General features: G+C 64.7%; 19 protein-coding genes. 13 read left to right on the top strand and 6 right to left on the bottom strand.

The window, feature by feature from the left end; genetic code table 11:
• Positions 1 to 3: 3 nt before the first annotated feature.
• Complete coding sequence (gene ffh, locus B2P87_RS01075; protein ID WP_058286460.1) at positions 4 to 1,521, bottom strand: signal recognition particle protein; 1,518 nt, start codon at positions 1,519 to 1,521, stop codon at positions 4 to 6.
• Between the two features lie 317 nt (positions 1,522 to 1,838).
• Between ffh and B2P87_RS01080 the strand changes: the two genes are divergently transcribed.
• Positions 1,839 to 2,390 (top strand): hypothetical protein, encoded by a 552-nt coding sequence (locus B2P87_RS01080; RefSeq protein WP_141891471.1) that lies wholly within the window; start codon positions 1,839 to 1,841, stop codon positions 2,388 to 2,390.
• Between the two features lie 29 nt (positions 2,391 to 2,419).
• On the opposite strand, the gene B2P87_RS01085 is transcribed toward B2P87_RS01080, so the two are convergent.
• Entirely contained in the window at positions 2,420 to 2,911 is a 492-nt protein-coding gene (locus B2P87_RS01085; RefSeq protein WP_141891470.1) for a hypothetical protein, read from the bottom strand.
• 275 nt (positions 2,912 to 3,186) lie between these two features.
• Here B2P87_RS01085 and B2P87_RS01090 point away from each other — a divergent pair, with 275 nt between their 5' ends.
• On the top strand, positions 3,187 to 5,094 hold the full coding sequence (locus B2P87_RS01090; protein ID WP_141891469.1) for an elongation factor G: 1,908 nt from the start codon (positions 3,187 to 3,189) through the stop codon (positions 5,092 to 5,094).
• Between the two features lie 200 nt (positions 5,095 to 5,294).
• A complete protein-coding gene (locus tag B2P87_RS01095; protein WP_141891468.1) occupies positions 5,295 to 5,822 on the top strand; it encodes a prolyl-tRNA synthetase associated domain-containing protein in 528 nt (175 codons plus the stop codon).
• On the opposite strand, the gene B2P87_RS01100 is transcribed toward B2P87_RS01095, so the two are convergent.
• Both B2P87_RS01100 and B2P87_RS01105 read right to left on the bottom strand, forming a co-directional pair.
• Positions 5,819 to 6,571, bottom strand: a complete 753-nt coding sequence (locus B2P87_RS01100) for an aspartate/glutamate racemase family protein (protein ID WP_141891467.1) — start codon at positions 6,569 to 6,571, stop codon at positions 5,819 to 5,821. The two genes, B2P87_RS01095 and B2P87_RS01100, sit on opposite strands and share 4 nt — an antisense overlap.
• Positions 6,572 to 6,694: 123 nt before the next feature.
• Positions 6,695 to 7,276 carry an FMN-dependent NADH-azoreductase gene (locus tag B2P87_RS01105; protein ID WP_141891466.1) on the bottom strand — a complete coding sequence of 194 codons (582 nt, stop codon included), beginning with the start codon at positions 7,274 to 7,276 and terminating at the stop codon, positions 6,695 to 6,697.
• A gap of 119 nt (positions 7,277 to 7,395) precedes the next feature.
• Here B2P87_RS01105 and B2P87_RS01110 point away from each other — a divergent pair, with 119 nt between their 5' ends.
• From B2P87_RS01110 to B2P87_RS01120, 3 genes are all read left to right on the top strand, one after another.
• Positions 7,396 to 8,274 carry a LysR family transcriptional regulator gene (locus B2P87_RS01110; protein ID WP_141891465.1) on the top strand — a complete coding sequence of 293 codons (879 nt, stop codon included), beginning with the start codon at positions 7,396 to 7,398 and terminating at the stop codon, positions 8,272 to 8,274.
• Positions 8,271 to 9,167, top strand: coding sequence for a DMT family transporter (locus tag B2P87_RS01115; protein ID WP_058286467.1), 897 nt, complete (start codon positions 8,271 to 8,273; stop codon positions 9,165 to 9,167). Before B2P87_RS01110 ends, B2P87_RS01115 begins: the two co-directional genes overlap by 4 nt.
• Before the next feature lie 107 nt (positions 9,168 to 9,274).
• Complete coding sequence (locus B2P87_RS01120; RefSeq protein ID WP_141891464.1) at positions 9,275 to 9,700, top strand: universal stress protein; 426 nt, start codon at positions 9,275 to 9,277, stop codon at positions 9,698 to 9,700.
• Here the strand turns inward: B2P87_RS01120 and B2P87_RS01125 are convergent.
• Complete coding sequence (locus tag B2P87_RS01125) at positions 9,697 to 10,041, bottom strand: ArsR/SmtB family transcription factor (protein WP_141891463.1); 345 nt, start codon at positions 10,039 to 10,041, stop codon at positions 9,697 to 9,699. The two genes, B2P87_RS01120 and B2P87_RS01125, sit on opposite strands and share 4 nt — an antisense overlap.
• Before the next feature lie 88 nt (positions 10,042 to 10,129).
• On the opposite strand from B2P87_RS01125, the gene B2P87_RS01130 reads away from it, so the two are divergent.
• The 6 genes from B2P87_RS01130 (at position 10,130) to B2P87_RS01155 (ending at position 13,936) form a co-directional block, all read left to right on the top strand.
• Positions 10,130 to 11,026, top strand: coding sequence for a DMT family transporter (locus tag B2P87_RS01130; RefSeq protein ID WP_141891462.1), 897 nt, complete (start codon positions 10,130 to 10,132; stop codon positions 11,024 to 11,026).
• Between the two features lie 204 nt (positions 11,027 to 11,230).
• The gene (locus B2P87_RS01135) at positions 11,231 to 11,566 is read left to right on the top strand and encodes an AtpZ/AtpI family protein (RefSeq protein WP_027244948.1); all 336 of its coding nucleotides are present in this window, start codon (positions 11,231 to 11,233) and stop codon (positions 11,564 to 11,566) included.
• A 40-nt stretch (positions 11,567 to 11,606) separates the two neighbouring features.
• Positions 11,607 to 12,410: a F0F1 ATP synthase subunit A gene (locus B2P87_RS01140; protein WP_058286472.1), complete on the top strand. Its 804-nt coding sequence runs from the start codon at positions 11,607 to 11,609 to the stop codon at positions 12,408 to 12,410.
• 87 nt (positions 12,411 to 12,497) lie between these two features.
• Positions 12,498 to 12,734, top strand: a complete 237-nt coding sequence (locus tag B2P87_RS01145) for a F0F1 ATP synthase subunit C (RefSeq protein ID WP_008553903.1) — start codon at positions 12,498 to 12,500, stop codon at positions 12,732 to 12,734.
• Between the two features lie 88 nt (positions 12,735 to 12,822).
• Positions 12,823 to 13,371 (top strand): F0F1 ATP synthase subunit B', encoded by a 549-nt coding sequence (locus tag B2P87_RS01150; protein WP_141891461.1) that lies wholly within the window; start codon positions 12,823 to 12,825, stop codon positions 13,369 to 13,371.
• 4 nt (positions 13,372 to 13,375) lie between these two features.
• Positions 13,376 to 13,936 (top strand): F0F1 ATP synthase subunit B, encoded by a 561-nt coding sequence (locus B2P87_RS01155; protein ID WP_058286474.1) that lies wholly within the window; start codon positions 13,376 to 13,378, stop codon positions 13,934 to 13,936.
• Positions 13,937 to 14,050: 114 nt separating this feature from the next.
• Here B2P87_RS01155 and B2P87_RS01160 read toward each other — a convergent pair whose 3' ends face one another.
• Complete coding sequence (locus tag B2P87_RS01160; protein ID WP_141891460.1) at positions 14,051 to 14,821, bottom strand: FadR/GntR family transcriptional regulator; 771 nt, start codon at positions 14,819 to 14,821, stop codon at positions 14,051 to 14,053.
• A gap of 158 nt (positions 14,822 to 14,979) precedes the next feature.
• Here B2P87_RS01160 and B2P87_RS01165 point away from each other — a divergent pair, with 158 nt between their 5' ends.
• The gene (locus tag B2P87_RS01165) at positions 14,980 to 16,188 is read left to right on the top strand and encodes a PLP-dependent aminotransferase family protein (RefSeq protein ID WP_141891459.1); all 1,209 of its coding nucleotides are present in this window, start codon (positions 14,980 to 14,982) and stop codon (positions 16,186 to 16,188) included.
• Positions 16,189 to 16,224 lie beyond the last annotated feature (36 nt).

A 16,224-nucleotide genomic window follows, 5' to 3' on the forward strand; every position in this document is an offset into this window, starting at 1 on the left:
GGCTTACTTCTTCTTACCGAAACCGCTGAGCCCCGCGGGAAGGCCCATGCCGCCGAGGCCGGGGAGGCCGCCGGGCAGGCCCTTGCCGCCGCCCATCGCCTTGGCCGCAGCTTCCAGCGCCTTGGGATCCATCTGGCTGGGGTCCATGCCGGCCATATCCGGCATACCGCCTTTGCCGAACATGCCCTTCATGGCCTGTTTCAGCATCTTGCCTTTGCCCATTTTGCCCATCTTCTTCATCACATCGGCCATCTGCCGGTGCATTTTCAGAAGCTTGTTGAGGTCGGATACCTCCATGCCGGAGCCGGCCGCGATGCGTTTCTTGCGGCTGGCCTGCAGCAGGGCGGGGTTGGCGCGTTCCTTCTTGGTCATCGACTGGATCATGGCGATCTGGCGCTTCAGCACCTTGTCGTCCATGCCGGCGTCCTGCACCTGCTTGGCCATTTTGCCCATGCCGGGCATCATTTGCATCATGCCCTCCATGCCGCCCATCTGGAGCATCTGTTCAAGCTGCATTTTCAGGTCGTTCATGTTGAACTGACCCTTCATCATGCGCTTCATCATCTTCTCGGCCTGTTCGGCCTCGATGGTTTCCTGAGCCTTTTCGACCAGCGCCACGATGTCGCCCATGCCGAGGATGCGGCCGGCGATCCGGTCTGCCTCGAAGGTCTCCAGCGCATCCATCTTCTCGCCCAGGCCGACAAAGCGGATCGGCTTGCCGGTGACGGCGCGCATCGACAGCGCGGCGCCGCCGCGGCCGTCGCCGTCCATCCGGGTCAGCACCACGCCGGAGATGCCGATCTTGGCGTCGAATTCCTCGGCCACCTCAACCGCGACTTGGCCGGTCAGACCATCGACCACCAAGAGGGTCTCGCGCGGGGAGACCACGTTGCGGACGTCCTCGACCTCCTGCATCAGGGTCTCGTCGATGTGCAGGCGGCCGGCGGTGTCGAGCATGTAGACGTCATAGCCGCCCAATGTCGCCTGCTGCTTGGCGCGCTTGGCGATGTCGACGGGTTTCTGGCCGGGCACGATCGGCAGGGTGTCAACGCCGATCTGCATGCCCAGCACCGCCAGCTGGTCCATCGCCGCCGGGCGGTAGACGTCGAGCGAGGCCATCAGGACCTTCTTGCCCTCTTTCTCCTTCAGCCGCTTGGCGAGCTTGCCGGTGGTGGTGGTCTTACCGGAACCCTGCAAGCCGACCATCAGGACGGGTGCAGGCGGGTTGTCGACCTTTAGCTTGCCGGGGTCCTCGTCGCCGCGCAGCACATCGACCAGCGCGTCGTGCACGATCTTGACCACCTGCTGGCCCGGGGTCACCGATTTGGTGACGGCCTGGCCGGTGGCCTGTTCCTGCACCCGTTTGACGAAATCGCGGGCAACCGGCAGCGAGACGTCGGCCTCCAGCAGCGCGACGCGGACCTCGCGCAGGGCGGATTTGACGTCTTCTTCGTTCAGGGCGCCCTGTTTGGTGAGCCGGTCGAAGACGCCGGATAGGCGTTCGGATAGATTTTCAAACATGCCTGCGGCCTCCTGTTGCCGGTTTCAATGTGTGGCGCCCCCGTATGTAGGGGACAAGCGGTCCATGCGCAAATGCCGCCCAAGTCCTCGTGTCCGTCGCGGGGGCAAACCAAACGCGTTTGCCCCCACGGGCGTAACACGCTGGTGGGGGGGCGATCCCTGGCACGGGCAGGGACCGGAAGACTCAGATCTCCCGGATGTTTGGGCAGGCGTTACGCGGATTGGCCGCCGGAGTCAACCTTTGCGGCTTGATCGCTGGCGGGGCAATGGCTAGCTGCAACCTGCAACAGTGATGTTGTTTGAAGCGGGCTTTTTTCATGAGGAATTTTCTGAACGCCATTGCCCTGTGCTGCGGGGTGCTGGCATCGCCGCTGCTGGCGGACGAGGTGACCCGGGAGGATCTGATTGCGCAGATCGAGGCGGGCGGCAGGAACGAGACCAGCGAAGAGCGGCATGAGGTCGAGGTCGATGGCTGCACGCTAACAACCTACCGCTGGCTTAAACGCGAAGAGCCAGGCTGGGTTTTGTGGATGTCATTTACAATCCCGATGTGTACAGTGGACCTGGTCGAATTTCCAAACGCAGGGCAGTTGGTTCACTACCACTATGTCGAGGAAAACGAACCTCCAACGGCCTATGTCTTCCTCGAAGGCAAGGATGGGGCGGGCTTCCGGATGGAGAAACCATTTCTCCGAAAACCTCGCGGTGAATATGAGCCTTCTCCGCGCGGAGACGGTACATCGTATTACTTTGCGGAAACAGCAGCGGGACTCATCGAGCATCATGGTGAGAACGTGAGGGCCAAGGCCGAGATGTTTACAAAGGGCTACATTCGCTACGTCAGAGAGTACTGCACTTTCACGGGCTGAGCGGTAGCAGCTGCGCACCCGATAGCAGACTAGCGCCCGTATGTTTGCGCCTCCGCCGCCGAGGCAGGCAGCCAGGCATTGATTGCCTCCGCCAGCCGATGCGGGCCGCCGCCATTGGTGTAGGCCTCGACCACCGGGTGGCGGTCGGCGCTCAAGCCGCCGTCCAGCACCAGCACGGGGCTGAACAGCGTGCGGGTGCGGCCCTCGCTGCGGCTGGTGGCGCTTTCGACCTCGGCGCGGGAGAGATCGGCGAGGAAGTGCTCCACCTGGCTGCTGCCGAACACGGACTGCCTCCGGATCACGATGCTGCCGCCGGGGCGGTCGAGGATCACCTGCACCCTGCGCACGAAAAGGCAGAAGGCGGCAAAGCCCGGTCCGAACCAGAGGGTTTCACCGCCGGTGCTGGCAGCGTCAAGGCCGGCGCCGGCGAAAGCCAGGATGAGCCGGGCGGGTGCGATCCCGATGAACCAGGGCGTGTCGTCCAGGATCAGCCGCTCGGGTGTGTTGTGGGTGGCTTTCATGGCATCAGCTTTCCCTGCAAAAGGCTGCGGTTCTCGGGGAGCCGGCCGGCTGGCCGTCAGAGATGAGCGGCAAGCAGCGCAGCTACGCCCTCTGCGCGCTTGACTCGGAGGGGCGGGCTTGGCCAACATCGGGAGATTGGCCCATTGCCGCACTCAATGGCGGGGCCTGCCCGGAGGGGCGCCGAGGCAGATCTGCAGCACAGGCATGATGCGCGAACGTTCGCGTCCGCGGCCCTATGCGGGCAGCAGCATCAGCCATGGGAGGATCTGAGAACATGCGCGTTTTCACTATTCTGGGACCGTCGCAGTCCGGCAAATCAACGCTGGCCACGGCGCTGGCCAATCTGGACAGCGCCGCCGGCAAACGGCAGGAGGTTGCAGGCGTCGCCGCTTTGCAGCCTTTTTTATTTATGGGGGAGGACTGGGCTGCGATCGACATCGCGGGCGGGGCCGACAATCTGGCGCAGGCGGGCCCGGCATTGGCCGCCAGCGACGCTGCCGTCCTCTGCGTACCGGCTGACGCCGGCGCTGCGGTCCTCAGCGCGCCGTACTTGCGCAAGCTGGAGGAGGCGGGGATCCCTGCCTTTATTTTTGTCAACCGGATGGACCAGGCAACGGACCGGGTGGCGGAGATTGTTGCCGCGCTTCAGGCCTATTGCAGCCACAACATCATCCTGCGGCAAGTGCCGATCCGCGAGGACGGGCAGGTTGTGGGTGCTGTGGATCTGATCTCGGAACGCGCCTGGCAGTATCAGGAGGGCAAGCCCTCGGCGCTGATTGAGCTGCCGGTGGCGATGTATGCCCGCGAGCAGGAGGCGCGGACCGAGCTGCTGGAGGCGCTGGCGGATTTTGACGACACGCTGCTGGAGGAGCTGATCGAGGATCAGAAAGTGATGCCGGAGGAGGTTTATGACGTGGCCACCAAGGTGCTGCAGCATAACGACCTGATCCCGGCGCTGATGGGATCGGCCGAGCATAAGAACGGCATTCTGCGGCTGATGAAATCGCTGCGGCATGAAGCGCCGGATGTGGGTGTCGCGCTGGAGCGGCTGTCGCGGGGCGGCAAGGTGATGGCGGTCGGCTGCATGGCCGATCTGGTCAAGCATCTTGGCAAGACGGTGATGGTGCGGGCGCTGGACGGCAGTGTCGGCAACGGGCTGCCGGTAGGCGGCGCAACGCTCGGGTCGCTGACCGGTGTCGGCTCCGCGGCCATCACCCGCCTGACACCCGGGGATATGGGGCAGGCGGTGAAGTCGGACCATTTGAACCTGGGCTATTCCTACGGCCCGGACGGGGCGGCGCCGCTGCCGGACTGGGCGCAGCCGCGGCCCTCGACCTTCCGGCGCGTAATCACCCCGGTGCATGAGCGTGACGACGCGCGGCTGTCGGGCGCGCTGGAGCGGCTGGCGGAGATCGACCCGGCGCTGGTGGTGGGCCAGGAGGAGGCCAGCGGCCATGTGCTGCTGAGTCTGCAGGGGCCGTTGCACATGCGCCGGATCAAGCAGGCCTTGAAGGATGAGTTCGGCGTCGAGGTGGAGGAGGGGCCGGTGCCGCCGGCGCTGCGCGAGACCATCAAGAAATCCGTGCAGGTGCATTACCGCCACCGCAAGCAGTCCGGCGGCGCCGGCCAGTTTGCCGATGTGGTGATCGAGGTGAAGCCTCTGCCGCGCGGCGGCGGTTTTGTGTTCGAGGAAACCGTGAAGGGCGGTGCGGTGCCCAAGAACTACATCCCCTCGGTCGAGGCCGGCGCGCGCGAGGCGCTGGCGCAGGGTCTCAATGGACACCCGGTGGTGGATGTCTGTGTGACCCTGAAGGACGGCAAGCATCACTCGGTGGACAGTTCCGACTATGCCTTCCGCACCGCGGGCAAGAACGCGGTGAGGGAGGCACTGGCGGAGGCTGGCGCGGTGCTGCTGCAGCCGATCATGCGGGTGCAGATCCATGTGCCGTCGGTCTTTACCGGCGGGCTGGTGCCGGTGGTGAGCGGGATGAAGGGGCAGATCCTGGGCTTTGAGGCCGAGGATGGCGTTGCCGGCTGGGACGTGTTCGAAACGCTGCTGCCGATGTCGGCGCAGGACGATCTGTGCAACACGCTGGCCAGCGCAACCCGCGGCACCGGCTGGTTCAGCACCGATTTCGACCACTATGAGGAGGCGCGGCGGGCGGATTTCGCCGAGGCGTAGGATCGGGCGCGGGCTGATTGCTCGCCGTCTGTCCCGCCGAAAGCCCGGGCCGCGCCCGACCCTCCCCCACGGGGAGGGCGCTTTCAGCATCCGCCCCGAGGCCCGGGCGCGGCCCTCTGTGCATTGATGATACAGCTTGCAATTCGGAGTCTTTTTGCGTGATCTGCGCAGCGACCCGGAACGGCTTGCGGAGTAAGATCATGGATGCCTCATCGGCCTGTCAGGACAGCCTGCCTGTCTCCTCGGATGCGCTGCTGAAGCAGCTGGACGATTGGGGTATCGCTTACCAATTGCATAGCCATGTTCCGCTGCGCACGGTGGAAGAGGCCAAGGCGGTTGAGGATCAGTTCATGGTGCCGGGTGAAAACGCGCTGCGGCTGAAAAATCTGTATCTGCGCGACAAGAAGAAGCGGAGCTATCTGGTGACGCTGCAGCAGGACCGCGAGATCGACCTGAAGGCGCTGGGCGCTGAACTGGGGATCGGCAATCTGTCGTTCGGCTCGGCGGACAGGCTGCTGGAGAACCTCGGCATCCGCCCCGGCGCGGTCAGCCCGCTGGCGATGATCACCGGGGTGGAGAAGGGTGTGACCTTCTATATGGATGCGCAGGCGCAGGAGGCGGATTTGATTTACATGCACCCCCTGGTCAATGACCGCACGGTTGCGATGACGCGCGATGCTGTGATGGCGTTCTTTAGGAAGGCCGGCGTCGCGGTGAACTGGGTCTAACCGGCCCGTTCCTCCTCCAGCGCCAGATCCAGCGCGGCGGCCACGTGGGCCGCGGAGGGGTTCACGAACAGGAAGCCCCCGGCCTCAAAGCTGACATCGTCGATTCGGTCCGGGAAGGCCAGCGGCAGTTCGGTGCAGGCCAGCAGGATGGCGGTGCCGGGTTGCGCGTGGCGCGCGCAGAAGCGCAGCAGGCGGACCTGCGCGCCACTGGCCGCGCCGCCGTGAAAATCCTCGTCGATCATGGCTTGCATTTCGGCAATTTCAGCGTCTGGCAGGGTGTCGTTGGCGCTGACACCGTGTTCCGCCAGCACATTCGCGTAGTTGCGGGCCTGCATGGTGACGGCGGTGCCCAGCACCAGCGCCTGAGTGGTACCGCTTGCTGCGGTGGCCCTGGCGGTTGCGTCGAAGATGCTGAGGACCGGCATCACCACGCCCTCCCGTATCGCATGCAGCCGGGCGTGCGGGGTGTTGGAGGCGATCAGGGCGAAGTCGCAGCCGGCCCGCTCCAGCGTCAGCAGGGCGTCGCGGAAGACAGCGTCGAAGGCGGCCCAGCTGGCCTCATCCCCCGGGCGGCCGCGCAAGGCGCGGGTTTGGGCCTGTACCACGGATTCGATGGTGATGGGCGGCACCGGCAGCGGCGCGGCCGCGCCGCGGTCTGCAAAGAACCGCCCGGCGCCTTCGCAGATGGCGCGGTAATAATCGATGGTGGAGGCCCAGCCGACGCCGCCGAGAATGCCGATCTTCTTCATCAAATTGCCTGCCCTTGAGATGCCGCTGCGGGCAGACTGGCACGGCAGCGCAGGGCTGCCAAACGTAAAAAAGCCGCCAGCGCTCCGCAGGGAATGCTGGCGGCGGGACCGGGGCGCTGCGGGTCAGGCTGCCAGGGCTTCGATCTGGCTTTCTGCCTTGGCCAGAGCGCCGTCGGCGTCGATGGACATGGCGTCGGCGGCCACGACCTCGACATCGGTGATGCCGATGAAGCCCAGCACGTGGCGCAGGTAGGTGGTGGCAAAGTCGATGTCGGAGCCGGCCTGGGTGCCGCCGGAGGCCATGACGATGACGGCGCGCTTGCCTTCCAGCAGGCCGATGGGGCCGGTTTCATGGTACTGGAAGGTGAGGCCGACGCGGGCCACCAGGTCGATCCAGGCCTTGAGCGTGGAAGGCACCGAGAAGTTGTAGACCGGCGCGCCGATCACGATGGTATCCGCCTGTTTCAGTTCCTCCACCAGCGAGTCCGATAGGGCGAGCAGCTGTTTCTGCTCCTCGCTGCGCTGGTCCGCCGGGGTGAAATTGGCGCCCACCCAGGCGCCGTCCAGCAGCGGCAGCGGCGCGGCCAGGTCGCGGCGGATCACCTGTCCGGCGCCGAGGCGGCTCACGATCCGGGCCGAGAGGTCGCGGGTGACAGAGCCCTCGATGCGGGCGGAGGAGTCGATGTGGAGAATGGTGCGGGTCATATTCGTGGTCCTGTGCTTGTTGCAGACAGGAATTTGGGGTATTGCAAATTTGAACGCAACGGCGATCAAATAACAACATTTGTGCGCTGGCGCGCAGTTCTGCTGGCAGGGAGACTGGCATGGAAAACTGGGATGAAGTCCGCACCGCCTATCAGGTGGCCCGCATGGGCACGGTCAGCGGCGCGGCGGAGGTGCTGGGGGTGCATCACGCCACCGTGATCCGCCACATCGACGCGATCGAGGCGCGGCTGGGGGTGAAGCTGTTCCAGCGCCATGCCCGCGGCTATACGCCGACGGAGGCCGGGCAGGACCTGTTGCGGGTGGCGCAGGCCACGGATGATCAGTTCAGCCAGCTGGTCGGGCGGCTGAAGGGGCAGGGCGATGATGTCTCGGGCGAGCTGGTGGTGACCTCGCTGGCGTCCTTTGCGCCGATGATGGTGCCGGCGCTGAAACAGTTCCAGGACATGCATCCGGGGCTGATCATCCGCTATCTGACCGGCGACCGGCTGTTCCGGCTGGAATACGGCGAGGCGCATGTGGCGGTCCGTGCAGGCAATGCGCCGGATCAGCCGGACAATGTGGTGCAGCCTTTCATGAAGCAGCAGATCGGCCTTTATGCCGCCAAGTCCTATGCTGAAAAACACGGCCTGCTGAAGGGGGCGGACGATATCCCCAATCACCGCTTTGTCGGCCAGGACGACGAGGGCAGCCGGGCGCCGTTTTCGCGCTGGCTGCGGGCCAATGCTCCGGCGGAGGCGATTGCCTTCCGCTGTACCGACGGCGCCACCCTGAAGGCGGCCGTGCGCAGCGGCGCGGGGATCGGGTTCATGGCGGCCTGGGAGGCGCGGCAGGAGCCGGATCTGGTGGAGATGATGGCACCGCAGGAAGACTGGGAGGGCGCTCTGTGGCTGGTCACCCATGTCGATCTGCACCGGACCACCAAGGTGCAGGCGTTCCTGAAGTTCCTGAAGGAGCAGGTGAAGGACTGGCAGCTGTGAGCGAGGCGCTGCGCGGGCATCTTGCGATGCTGATGTTCTCGGCGCTGGTGGCGGGGTCGTTTTCGCTGGGCGTTATGGTGGCGAATGAGATCGCGCCCGCGGCGCTGAACGCGGCACGTTTCGGCATTGCCGCGGTTGTCATCGGCGCGGCGGCGCTGGCAACCACCGGGCTGCGGCGCGCCCATTTCCGCGCGCCCTGGCGGTTTGCGGTGCTGGGCGGGCTGTTCGGCGGCTATTTCGTGCTGATGTTCTACGGGCTGCAGACCGCGGCGCCGGTCAGCGCCGCGGCGGTGTTCACGCTGGTACCGGTGATGAGCGCGCTGTTCGGCTGGCTGCTGCTGCGCCAGATCACCACCCCCTGGATGGCGCTGGCACTGGCGCTGGGCGCGGGCGGGGCGGTCTGGGTGATCGTGCGCGGCGACCTGGGCGCGCTGGCGGCGTTCGAGATCGGCCAGGGTGAGATCATCTATTTCTGGGGCTGCGTGCTGCATGCCATCTATACGCCGATGGTGCGCAAGCTGAACCGGGGCGAACCGGCTGTGGTGTTCACATTCGGGATGCTGCTGGCGGGCGGCGCGCTGCTGGCAGCCTTTGGCTGGCGGGACATTCTGGCGACTGATTGGATGCAGCTGCCCGGCATCGTTTGGGTCGGTTTGTTCTATCTGGCGGTCTGTGCCAGCTCTGCCACCTTTGTGCTGCTGCAATACGCAACCCTGCGGCTGCCCTCGGCCAAGGTGATGGCCTATACCTACCTCACGCCCAGTTGGGTGATCCTGTGGGAGATCGCGCTGGGCCGGGGCGCGCCGCCGGGCATGGTGCTGATCGGGGTGGCGATGTCGGTGGTGGCGCTGGTGATGCTGCTGGAGGGCGCGCGGGAGCAGCAGCCCGCGTGACTTCTGCGGCTCCGGCTGGCGCCGCTTGATGGAGGTCAAGGCGTGCGCAGCTGGCCCGGCTACCATGACAGACGCAGGAAACGCGCTCAGGTAACGAGGAGCGTGACATGTTCAAGCACATCCTGGTCCCGGTGGACCTGCGCCTGCCCGACCCGGTGTCAAAGGCGCTGGACGTGGCGATGGAAATGGCCCGGATCGAAGGCGCGCGCATGACCCTGGTCAACGTGTCCGGGGGCGCCACGGGAGAGACTTTCAACGATGCTGCGGCAGAGGAGGTCATGACTTCGCTGGCCCGGAAAATCGAGGACAGGATCGCGGGCAAAACCGGCGGGGTCAAAGTGGACGGCATCACGGTCCACTCAAACGACGTTGCGGCAGAAGTGGATAGCATCCTGGCCCGCACGGTAAAGGAAACCGGTGCCGATCTGGTGATAGCGGGCAGCCATGCGCCGCGGCTCTTGGATTACATCACCACCTCCCACGCGGGGTATCTGGTGCGCCATTCCAAAGCCTCGGTCTTTGTCGTGCGCTAGCCCTCAGTCCGGGTGTTCCCGGCGTTGAGTTCGGCTTCGAGGAAACGCTCGAACGCATCCAGGTTCACCGGCTCGAACTGGCCGAAACCCTGCATCCAGACCGACGCCGCGCGCATGGCGTCGGGCTGCAGCTTGCACCATTTGACCCGGCCGCGCTTTTCCTGCGCAATCAGGCCCGCGCGGGTCAGGATCGTCAGATGCTTGGAAATCGCCGCCAGCGACATCTCGAAGGGCTCCGCCACATCGGTGACGGCCATGTCGTCCTCCAGCAGCATGGTGAGGATCGCCCGGCGGGTCGGGTCGGCTAGGGCTGCAAAGACACTGTCTAGGGGATCGCTCATGCCTTCACTCCTATCCACAGCCTGCGGGTTTGACAATCTGTCCTGAGCCGTCAAGGTAGCGGCTTTCAGGCGCGCGGGGATTGATGGCATGGCATTGAAATACTGGCTGGTGATTTTCATCCTCGGCATCGGCTGGGGAATGTCGTTCATGTTTAACGCCATTCTGCTGCGCGAGCTGGGGCCGCTGTCGGTCTCGATGGGGCGGGTGGGCTTCGGCGCGCTGGGCTGCTGGATCTATGTGCTGGCGGCGCGCAAGCCTGTGCCCGCAGCGCCGGGGCGCTGGCTGGGGCTGTTCGGCTTTGGCGTGCTCAGCTATGCCGGCCCCTTTGCCTTTTATGCGCTGGGCCAGCAGCACATCGCCAGCGGCGTGGCCGGGATCGTCAATGCCACCACCCCGGCGATGGCGGTTGCCGTCTCGCATTTCTGGCCCGGCGGCGAGCGGGCAACGGTGCTGAAGTCGCTGGGGGTGCTGTGCGGCTTCCTTGGCATCGTGCTGCTGTCGCTGCCGCTGTTGCAGGGCGGCCAGCCGTCGGAGGCCTGGGCGGTGCTGATCACGTTGTGCGCGCCCTTGTGCTATGCCTTCTCCGTCAACATCGCGCGCAGCTTCAGGGATATGGAGCCGGTGGTCCTCGTGGCGATTGCGCTGACCGGCGCCACCGCCGCGATTGCGCCGCTCGCCATATGGAGCGAAGGCCTGCCGCACGTAACGCGGATGGAGACCTGGGCGTCCTTGCTGGTGATCGGCTTTGTGCTGACCTCGGCTGCCTTCATCGCCTTTTACTGGGTGCTGCCCAAGGTGGGGCCGACCAATATCACCCTGCCGACGCTGATCGCGCCGGTGTCAGCCCTGTTCCTGGGCACCTTTGTTCTGAAGGAGCAGCTGCTGTCAGAGCATCTGTGGGGCATGGCGGCGATCTTGATGGGGCTGCTGCTGATCGATGGGCGGATCGTGCGGCTGCGGATGCCGCGGCGGCCTGTTCGCTAAAATCAACCTTTTGGTTGAATATGGAATCCGGAGCGGTTTGGCGCTAACGGCGGCTGCGGCAAGGCGGCGCGGCTTGCGCTGTTGCAGTTTTGTCCGTTTATTTTCAATGGCTTGATGTGAATTTGAATCTTCGATCCTTGTAATTGACTCCTCAGCCCCTTGGCCTTAGCACCCTTCACAGAACTTCGCGTGAGGATGGCGCCCGTGACCGACGACGACCAAAAGCAGCGCATGGCGCAGCTGGAGGAGAAGCTGGCGGCGGCGCGTAAGGCCCAGGAGCCCAAGCCGCGCGCGGATGAGCATTATTCGATGGCCAACATGGCCTGGCGGATGGTGATCGAATTGGTGGCCGGTCTCGCGATCGGCTTTGGCATCGGATACGGGCTCGACCTGCTGTTTGGCACGCTCCCGATCTTCATGGTGCTGTTTGTATTGCTGGGGCTTGCGGCCGGAGTGAAGACAATGCTTCGCAGCGCGCAGGAGATCCAGGACAAGAAACTGGCCGATGAGGCCGAAAAAAATGCGCAAGACCGGGACTGATCCGACGGGATCGGCTGCCGGCGACAGGAGAAGCGGACCGATGGGCAAAATTTTCTTTTTCGCAGTTCTGGCACTGGTCGTAGTGTCGGGCCTGATTTTCGCTCCGGCGGAATCAAAGCTGGCGATCCACCCGATGGACCAGTTCATCGTGCAGCCGCTGTTTGGCGGTGACCACGTCTCCTGGTACACCCCGACCAACGTGACCCTGTGGATGGGCCTGGCGGTTGCCGCCGTGTTCGCGCTGCTGGTGCTGGGCTCCTCGCGCCGCGCCATCGTGCCGGGCCGCACCCAGTCGGTGGCGGAACTGGCCTATGGCTTCATCTACAAGATGGTCGAGGACGTGGCCGGTAAGGACGGCGTCAAGTTCTTCCCCTACATCATGACCCTGTTCATGTTCATCGTGATGGCAAACTTCCTGGGCCTGATCCCGATGTCCTTCACCACCACGTCGCACATCGCGGTGACCGCGATCCTGGCTGCGCTGGTATTCTTCACCGTGACCATCGTCGGTTTCGTCAAGAACGGCGCCGGTTTCCTGGGCCTGTTCTGGGTGTCGAGCGCGCCGCTGGCGCTCCGCCCGATCCTGGCCATCATCGAACTGATTTCCTACTTCGTGCGCCCTGTCAGCCACTCCATCCGTCTTGCCGGTAACGTGATGGCCGGCCACGCGGTTCTGAAGGTGTTCGCAGGTTTTGCCGGCGCCCTGGGCCTGTTCAGCTTCCTGCCGATCTTCGCGATCACCGCAGTTTACGCCCTCGAAGTTCTGGTGGCCTTCATCCAGGCCTACGTGTTCACCATCCTGACCTGCGTGTACCTGAAGGACGCACTGCACCCGAGCCACTAAGGCCAGGATCTGAAAGCAAAGCGGGCGCGCCCTGACCGGGCCTGCCCACCCTAGAAATCACCACATTCCATCGTAAGGAGAGAAATCATGGAAGGCGATATCGCACAACTCGGTCAGTTCGTCGGCGCAGGCCTGGCAGCAATCGGTTCCGGCGCAGCCGCAATCGGTGTGGGCCACGTGGCTGGCAACTTCCTGGCAGGCGCTCTGCGCAACCCGTCGGCAGCTGCCGGCCAGACCGCAACCCTGTTCATCGGCATCGCGTTTGCAGAAGCACTGGGCATCTTCTCGTTCCTGGTCGCTCTGCTGCTGATGTTCGCCGTCTAAGACCTTAGGAACCTATTTCCTTACGGCCGGGCAGTGCGGCAAAACCCTGCACTGCCCGGTGTAACGGCAAGTTCCCAAGGAGGACGACATGGCATCTAATACGCAAGACGCAGCACACGGCGCCGCAGACGCAGCGCACGGGTCTGCTCCGGGCATGCCTCAGCTGGACTTCTCGACCTTCGGGAACCAGATCTTCTGGCTCGTGGTCGCCCTGGTCGTGATCTACCTCATTCTGTCGCGCGTCGCGCTGCCCCGCATCGCTGCGGTGCTGGCCGAGCGTCAGGGGACCATCACCAACGACCTCGCCGCGGCTGAAGACCTGAAAGCCAAGGCTGTCGAGGCCGAAAACGCATACAACAAAGCTCTGGCGGATGCCCGTGCGGAAGCTCAGCGCATCGCTGCTGAGACCCGTGCAGAAATCCAGGCCGGGCTGGACGAGGCGATTGCCAAAGCAGACGAGCAGATCGCTGCCAAGGCTGCCGAGTCCGAAAAGGCGATCGCCGAAATCAAGGCCGGCGCGCTGGAAGGTGTTAAGGCTGTTGCCACCGAGACCGCAGAGGCGCTGGTGACCGCGCTGAGCGGGTCGGCAGACAAAGACGCAGTTGCTGCGGCAGTTGCACAGCGGACGAAAGGATAAGGACATGCGCAATATCCTCGCTCTTGCCCTGACCTTTGGCGCGGCCGGCCCGGCGCTGGCAGCAGAAGGCCCGTTCCTGTCGCTGGGCAACACCGATTTCGTTGTTCTGCTGGCTTTCCTTCTGTTCGTCGGCATCCTGCTGCTGGCCAAGGTGCCGGGCCTGCTGGGCAACCAGCTGGACAACCGTGCCGCGGCCATCCAGAAGGAACTGGACGAAGCCCGTGCGCTGCGTGAAGAGGCCCAGACCATTCTGGCGTCTTATGAGCGCAAGCAGCAGGAAGTTCAGGCCCAGGCCGATCAGATCGTTGCTGCCGCCCGTGACGAGGCTGCCCGTGCAGCGGACGTTGCCAAGGCGGATCTGGAAACCTCCATCGCCCGCCGCCTGGCGGCCGCCGAGGAGCAGATCGCGTCGGCAGAAGCTTCGGCTGTGAAGGAAGTGCGCGACCAGGCGATCTCGATTGCTGTTGCTGCCGCGGATGAGGTGATCTCCAAGCAGATGACCGCCGCCGAGGCCAACAAGCTGATCGACGCCGCCATCGCGGATGTGGACGCCAAGCTGCACTAAGTTTTGGCTGACACTGACAAGTTAAAAGAACCCGGTCCAAGTGGCCGGGTTTTTTTGTTGCGGTCGTAAGGAGCAGGGGGGCGGAATAGCCTGCCTGCGCGCCATCTGGCGGCTTCACCCCTTACCGGTCTCATGCTCCAGCCGCTGCCGGGCCACCTCGGCGTTGCGCTCAGCGCGCTGGTGGTCGGTGAGGGCCTGTTTGACATAGTCAAGATGCGCCTCAACCGCGGTGCGGGCTCCTTGCGGGTCGCGGGCCTGCAGGGCGGCGTTGATGGCGCGGTGCTGTTCCAGAAGCGCCTCATAGGTGGTGTGCTGCTGGAACATGATCCGGCGGTTGTAGAAGACGCCCTCGCGCAGCAGATCGAACATGGACCGCATCATGTGCAGCATGATGACGTTGTGGCTGGCATCCATGATGGCGGAGTGGAACTGGGCGTCGAGCTGGGCCGCTTCCTCGGAGATCGCCGGGTTGCCCGCAGCCTCCATCTTGTCGAAGATCGCCTGGATCACCTGCAGGTCATAGTCTGACCCGAACCGGGCGGCGCGCTCGGCGGCCAGCCCCTCCATGTCGCGGCGGAAGGAGAGGTAGTCAAACACCGCCTCGTCATGGCTGGCGAACAGCTGGATCAGGGCAGGGGAGAAGGCGGAGCCGAGAACATCCGCCACAAACACGCCGGAGCCAGCCTTGGACGCCAGCAAGCCGCGCGCCTGCAGTTCGCCGATGGCATCGCGCAAGGAGGGGCGGGAGACGCCCAGCCGCTCTGCCAGTTCGCGTTCGGCAGGCAGGCGCTCGCCCGGGGACAGGATGCCGCGCAGGATCAGCTGCTCGATCTGCTTGACGACGGAGGCGGAGAGCTTCTCGGGCTGGACTTTCTGAAACGGCATCCTGACGCTCATTTAAATTGGTCAAAACATATGACCACGCTCGGGGAGCGGCTGCAAGGGCGGGCAGGGATCACGATGGCTGTAACAGTAGGTCAGGATCATTGACTTTGTTTTGCACTCTCCTACCGTGGGCCTAGATCGTGCGCGAGGAGAGAGGCATGCAGCTGAACCAGATCTTTGCCACCCGCAATGCGCGGATGAAGGCGTCGGAAATCCGCGAGCTTCTGAAGCTTCTGGACCAGCCGGACATCATCTCCTTTGCCGGCGGCATCCCGGATCCGGCGCTGTTCCCGGCAGATGAATTTGCCGAGGCCTTCCAGGCTGCGCTGGAGCCGGAGCGGCAAGCGCAGGCGCTGCAATACTCGGTCAGCGAAGGCTACCTGCCGCTGCGCCAGTGGATCGCCGCTGAGATGGCGAAGATCGGGATAGTCTGCGAGGCCGGCAACGTGCTGATCACCTCCGGCTCCCAGCAGGCGCTGGATTACCTGGGCAAGCTGTTCCTGTCGCCGGGCGACACCGCGCTGGTGGGCTGGCCGACGTACCTGGGGGCGCTCGCGGCCTTCAACGCCTACGAGCCTCGGTATGACCGGCTGTCGCTGACCGGCAACCGCACGGCGGAGAGCTATGCCGAGGGCGCGGAGGAGGCGGGAAGTGCGGTGAAATTCGCCTATCTCTCGCCGGATTTCGCCAATCCGACCGGTGAGACGCTGGACCGGGCCGGGCGGCTGCGGCTGCTGGAGCTGGTGGACACGCTGGACTGCGCCGTCATCGAAGACGCGGCTTATCAGTCGCTGCGCTATGACGGCGCGCCGGTGCCGCCGGTTCTGGCGCTGGAGCTGGAGCAAAAGGCCTCGATCGAGGATTGCCGGACGGTTTACTGCGGCACCTTCAGCAAGACGCTGGCGCCGGGGCTGCGGATCGGCTGGGCGGTGGCGGCCAAGCCGGTGATCTCGCAGATGGTGCTGCTGAAACAGGCCGCTGATCTGCATACGTCAAGCATCAACCAGATGGCGGTGCATGGCGTGGCTGCAGCCTGTTTCGATGAGCATGTCGAGCAGCTGCGTGCGGTCTATCAGCGCCGCCGGGACGTGATGCTGGCGGCCCTGGAGAAGCACATGCCGGAGGGCGTGGCGTGGACCCGGCCGGAGGGCGGCATGTTCGTCTGGATGACCTTGCCGGAAGGTGTGAACGGGGCGGACCTGCTGGCCCGGTCGCTGGAGACGGAGAAGGTGGCCTTTGTCCCCGGACAGGCGTTTTTTGCCGATGGCAGCGGCCAGAACACGATCCGGCTGAGCTTTTCCAACTCCAACCACACGGCCATTGAGGACGGGATTGCCCGGCTGGGACGGCTGTTGCGGTCCGCCTGACGGCCAAACAGCTCCGGCTTGGCAAAAGACCGCCGG

Source organism: Leisingera sp. UBA4491, assembly GCF_002388965.1.
Taxonomy (GTDB): domain Bacteria; phylum Pseudomonadota; class Alphaproteobacteria; order Rhodobacterales; family Rhodobacteraceae; genus Leisingera; species Leisingera aquaemixtae.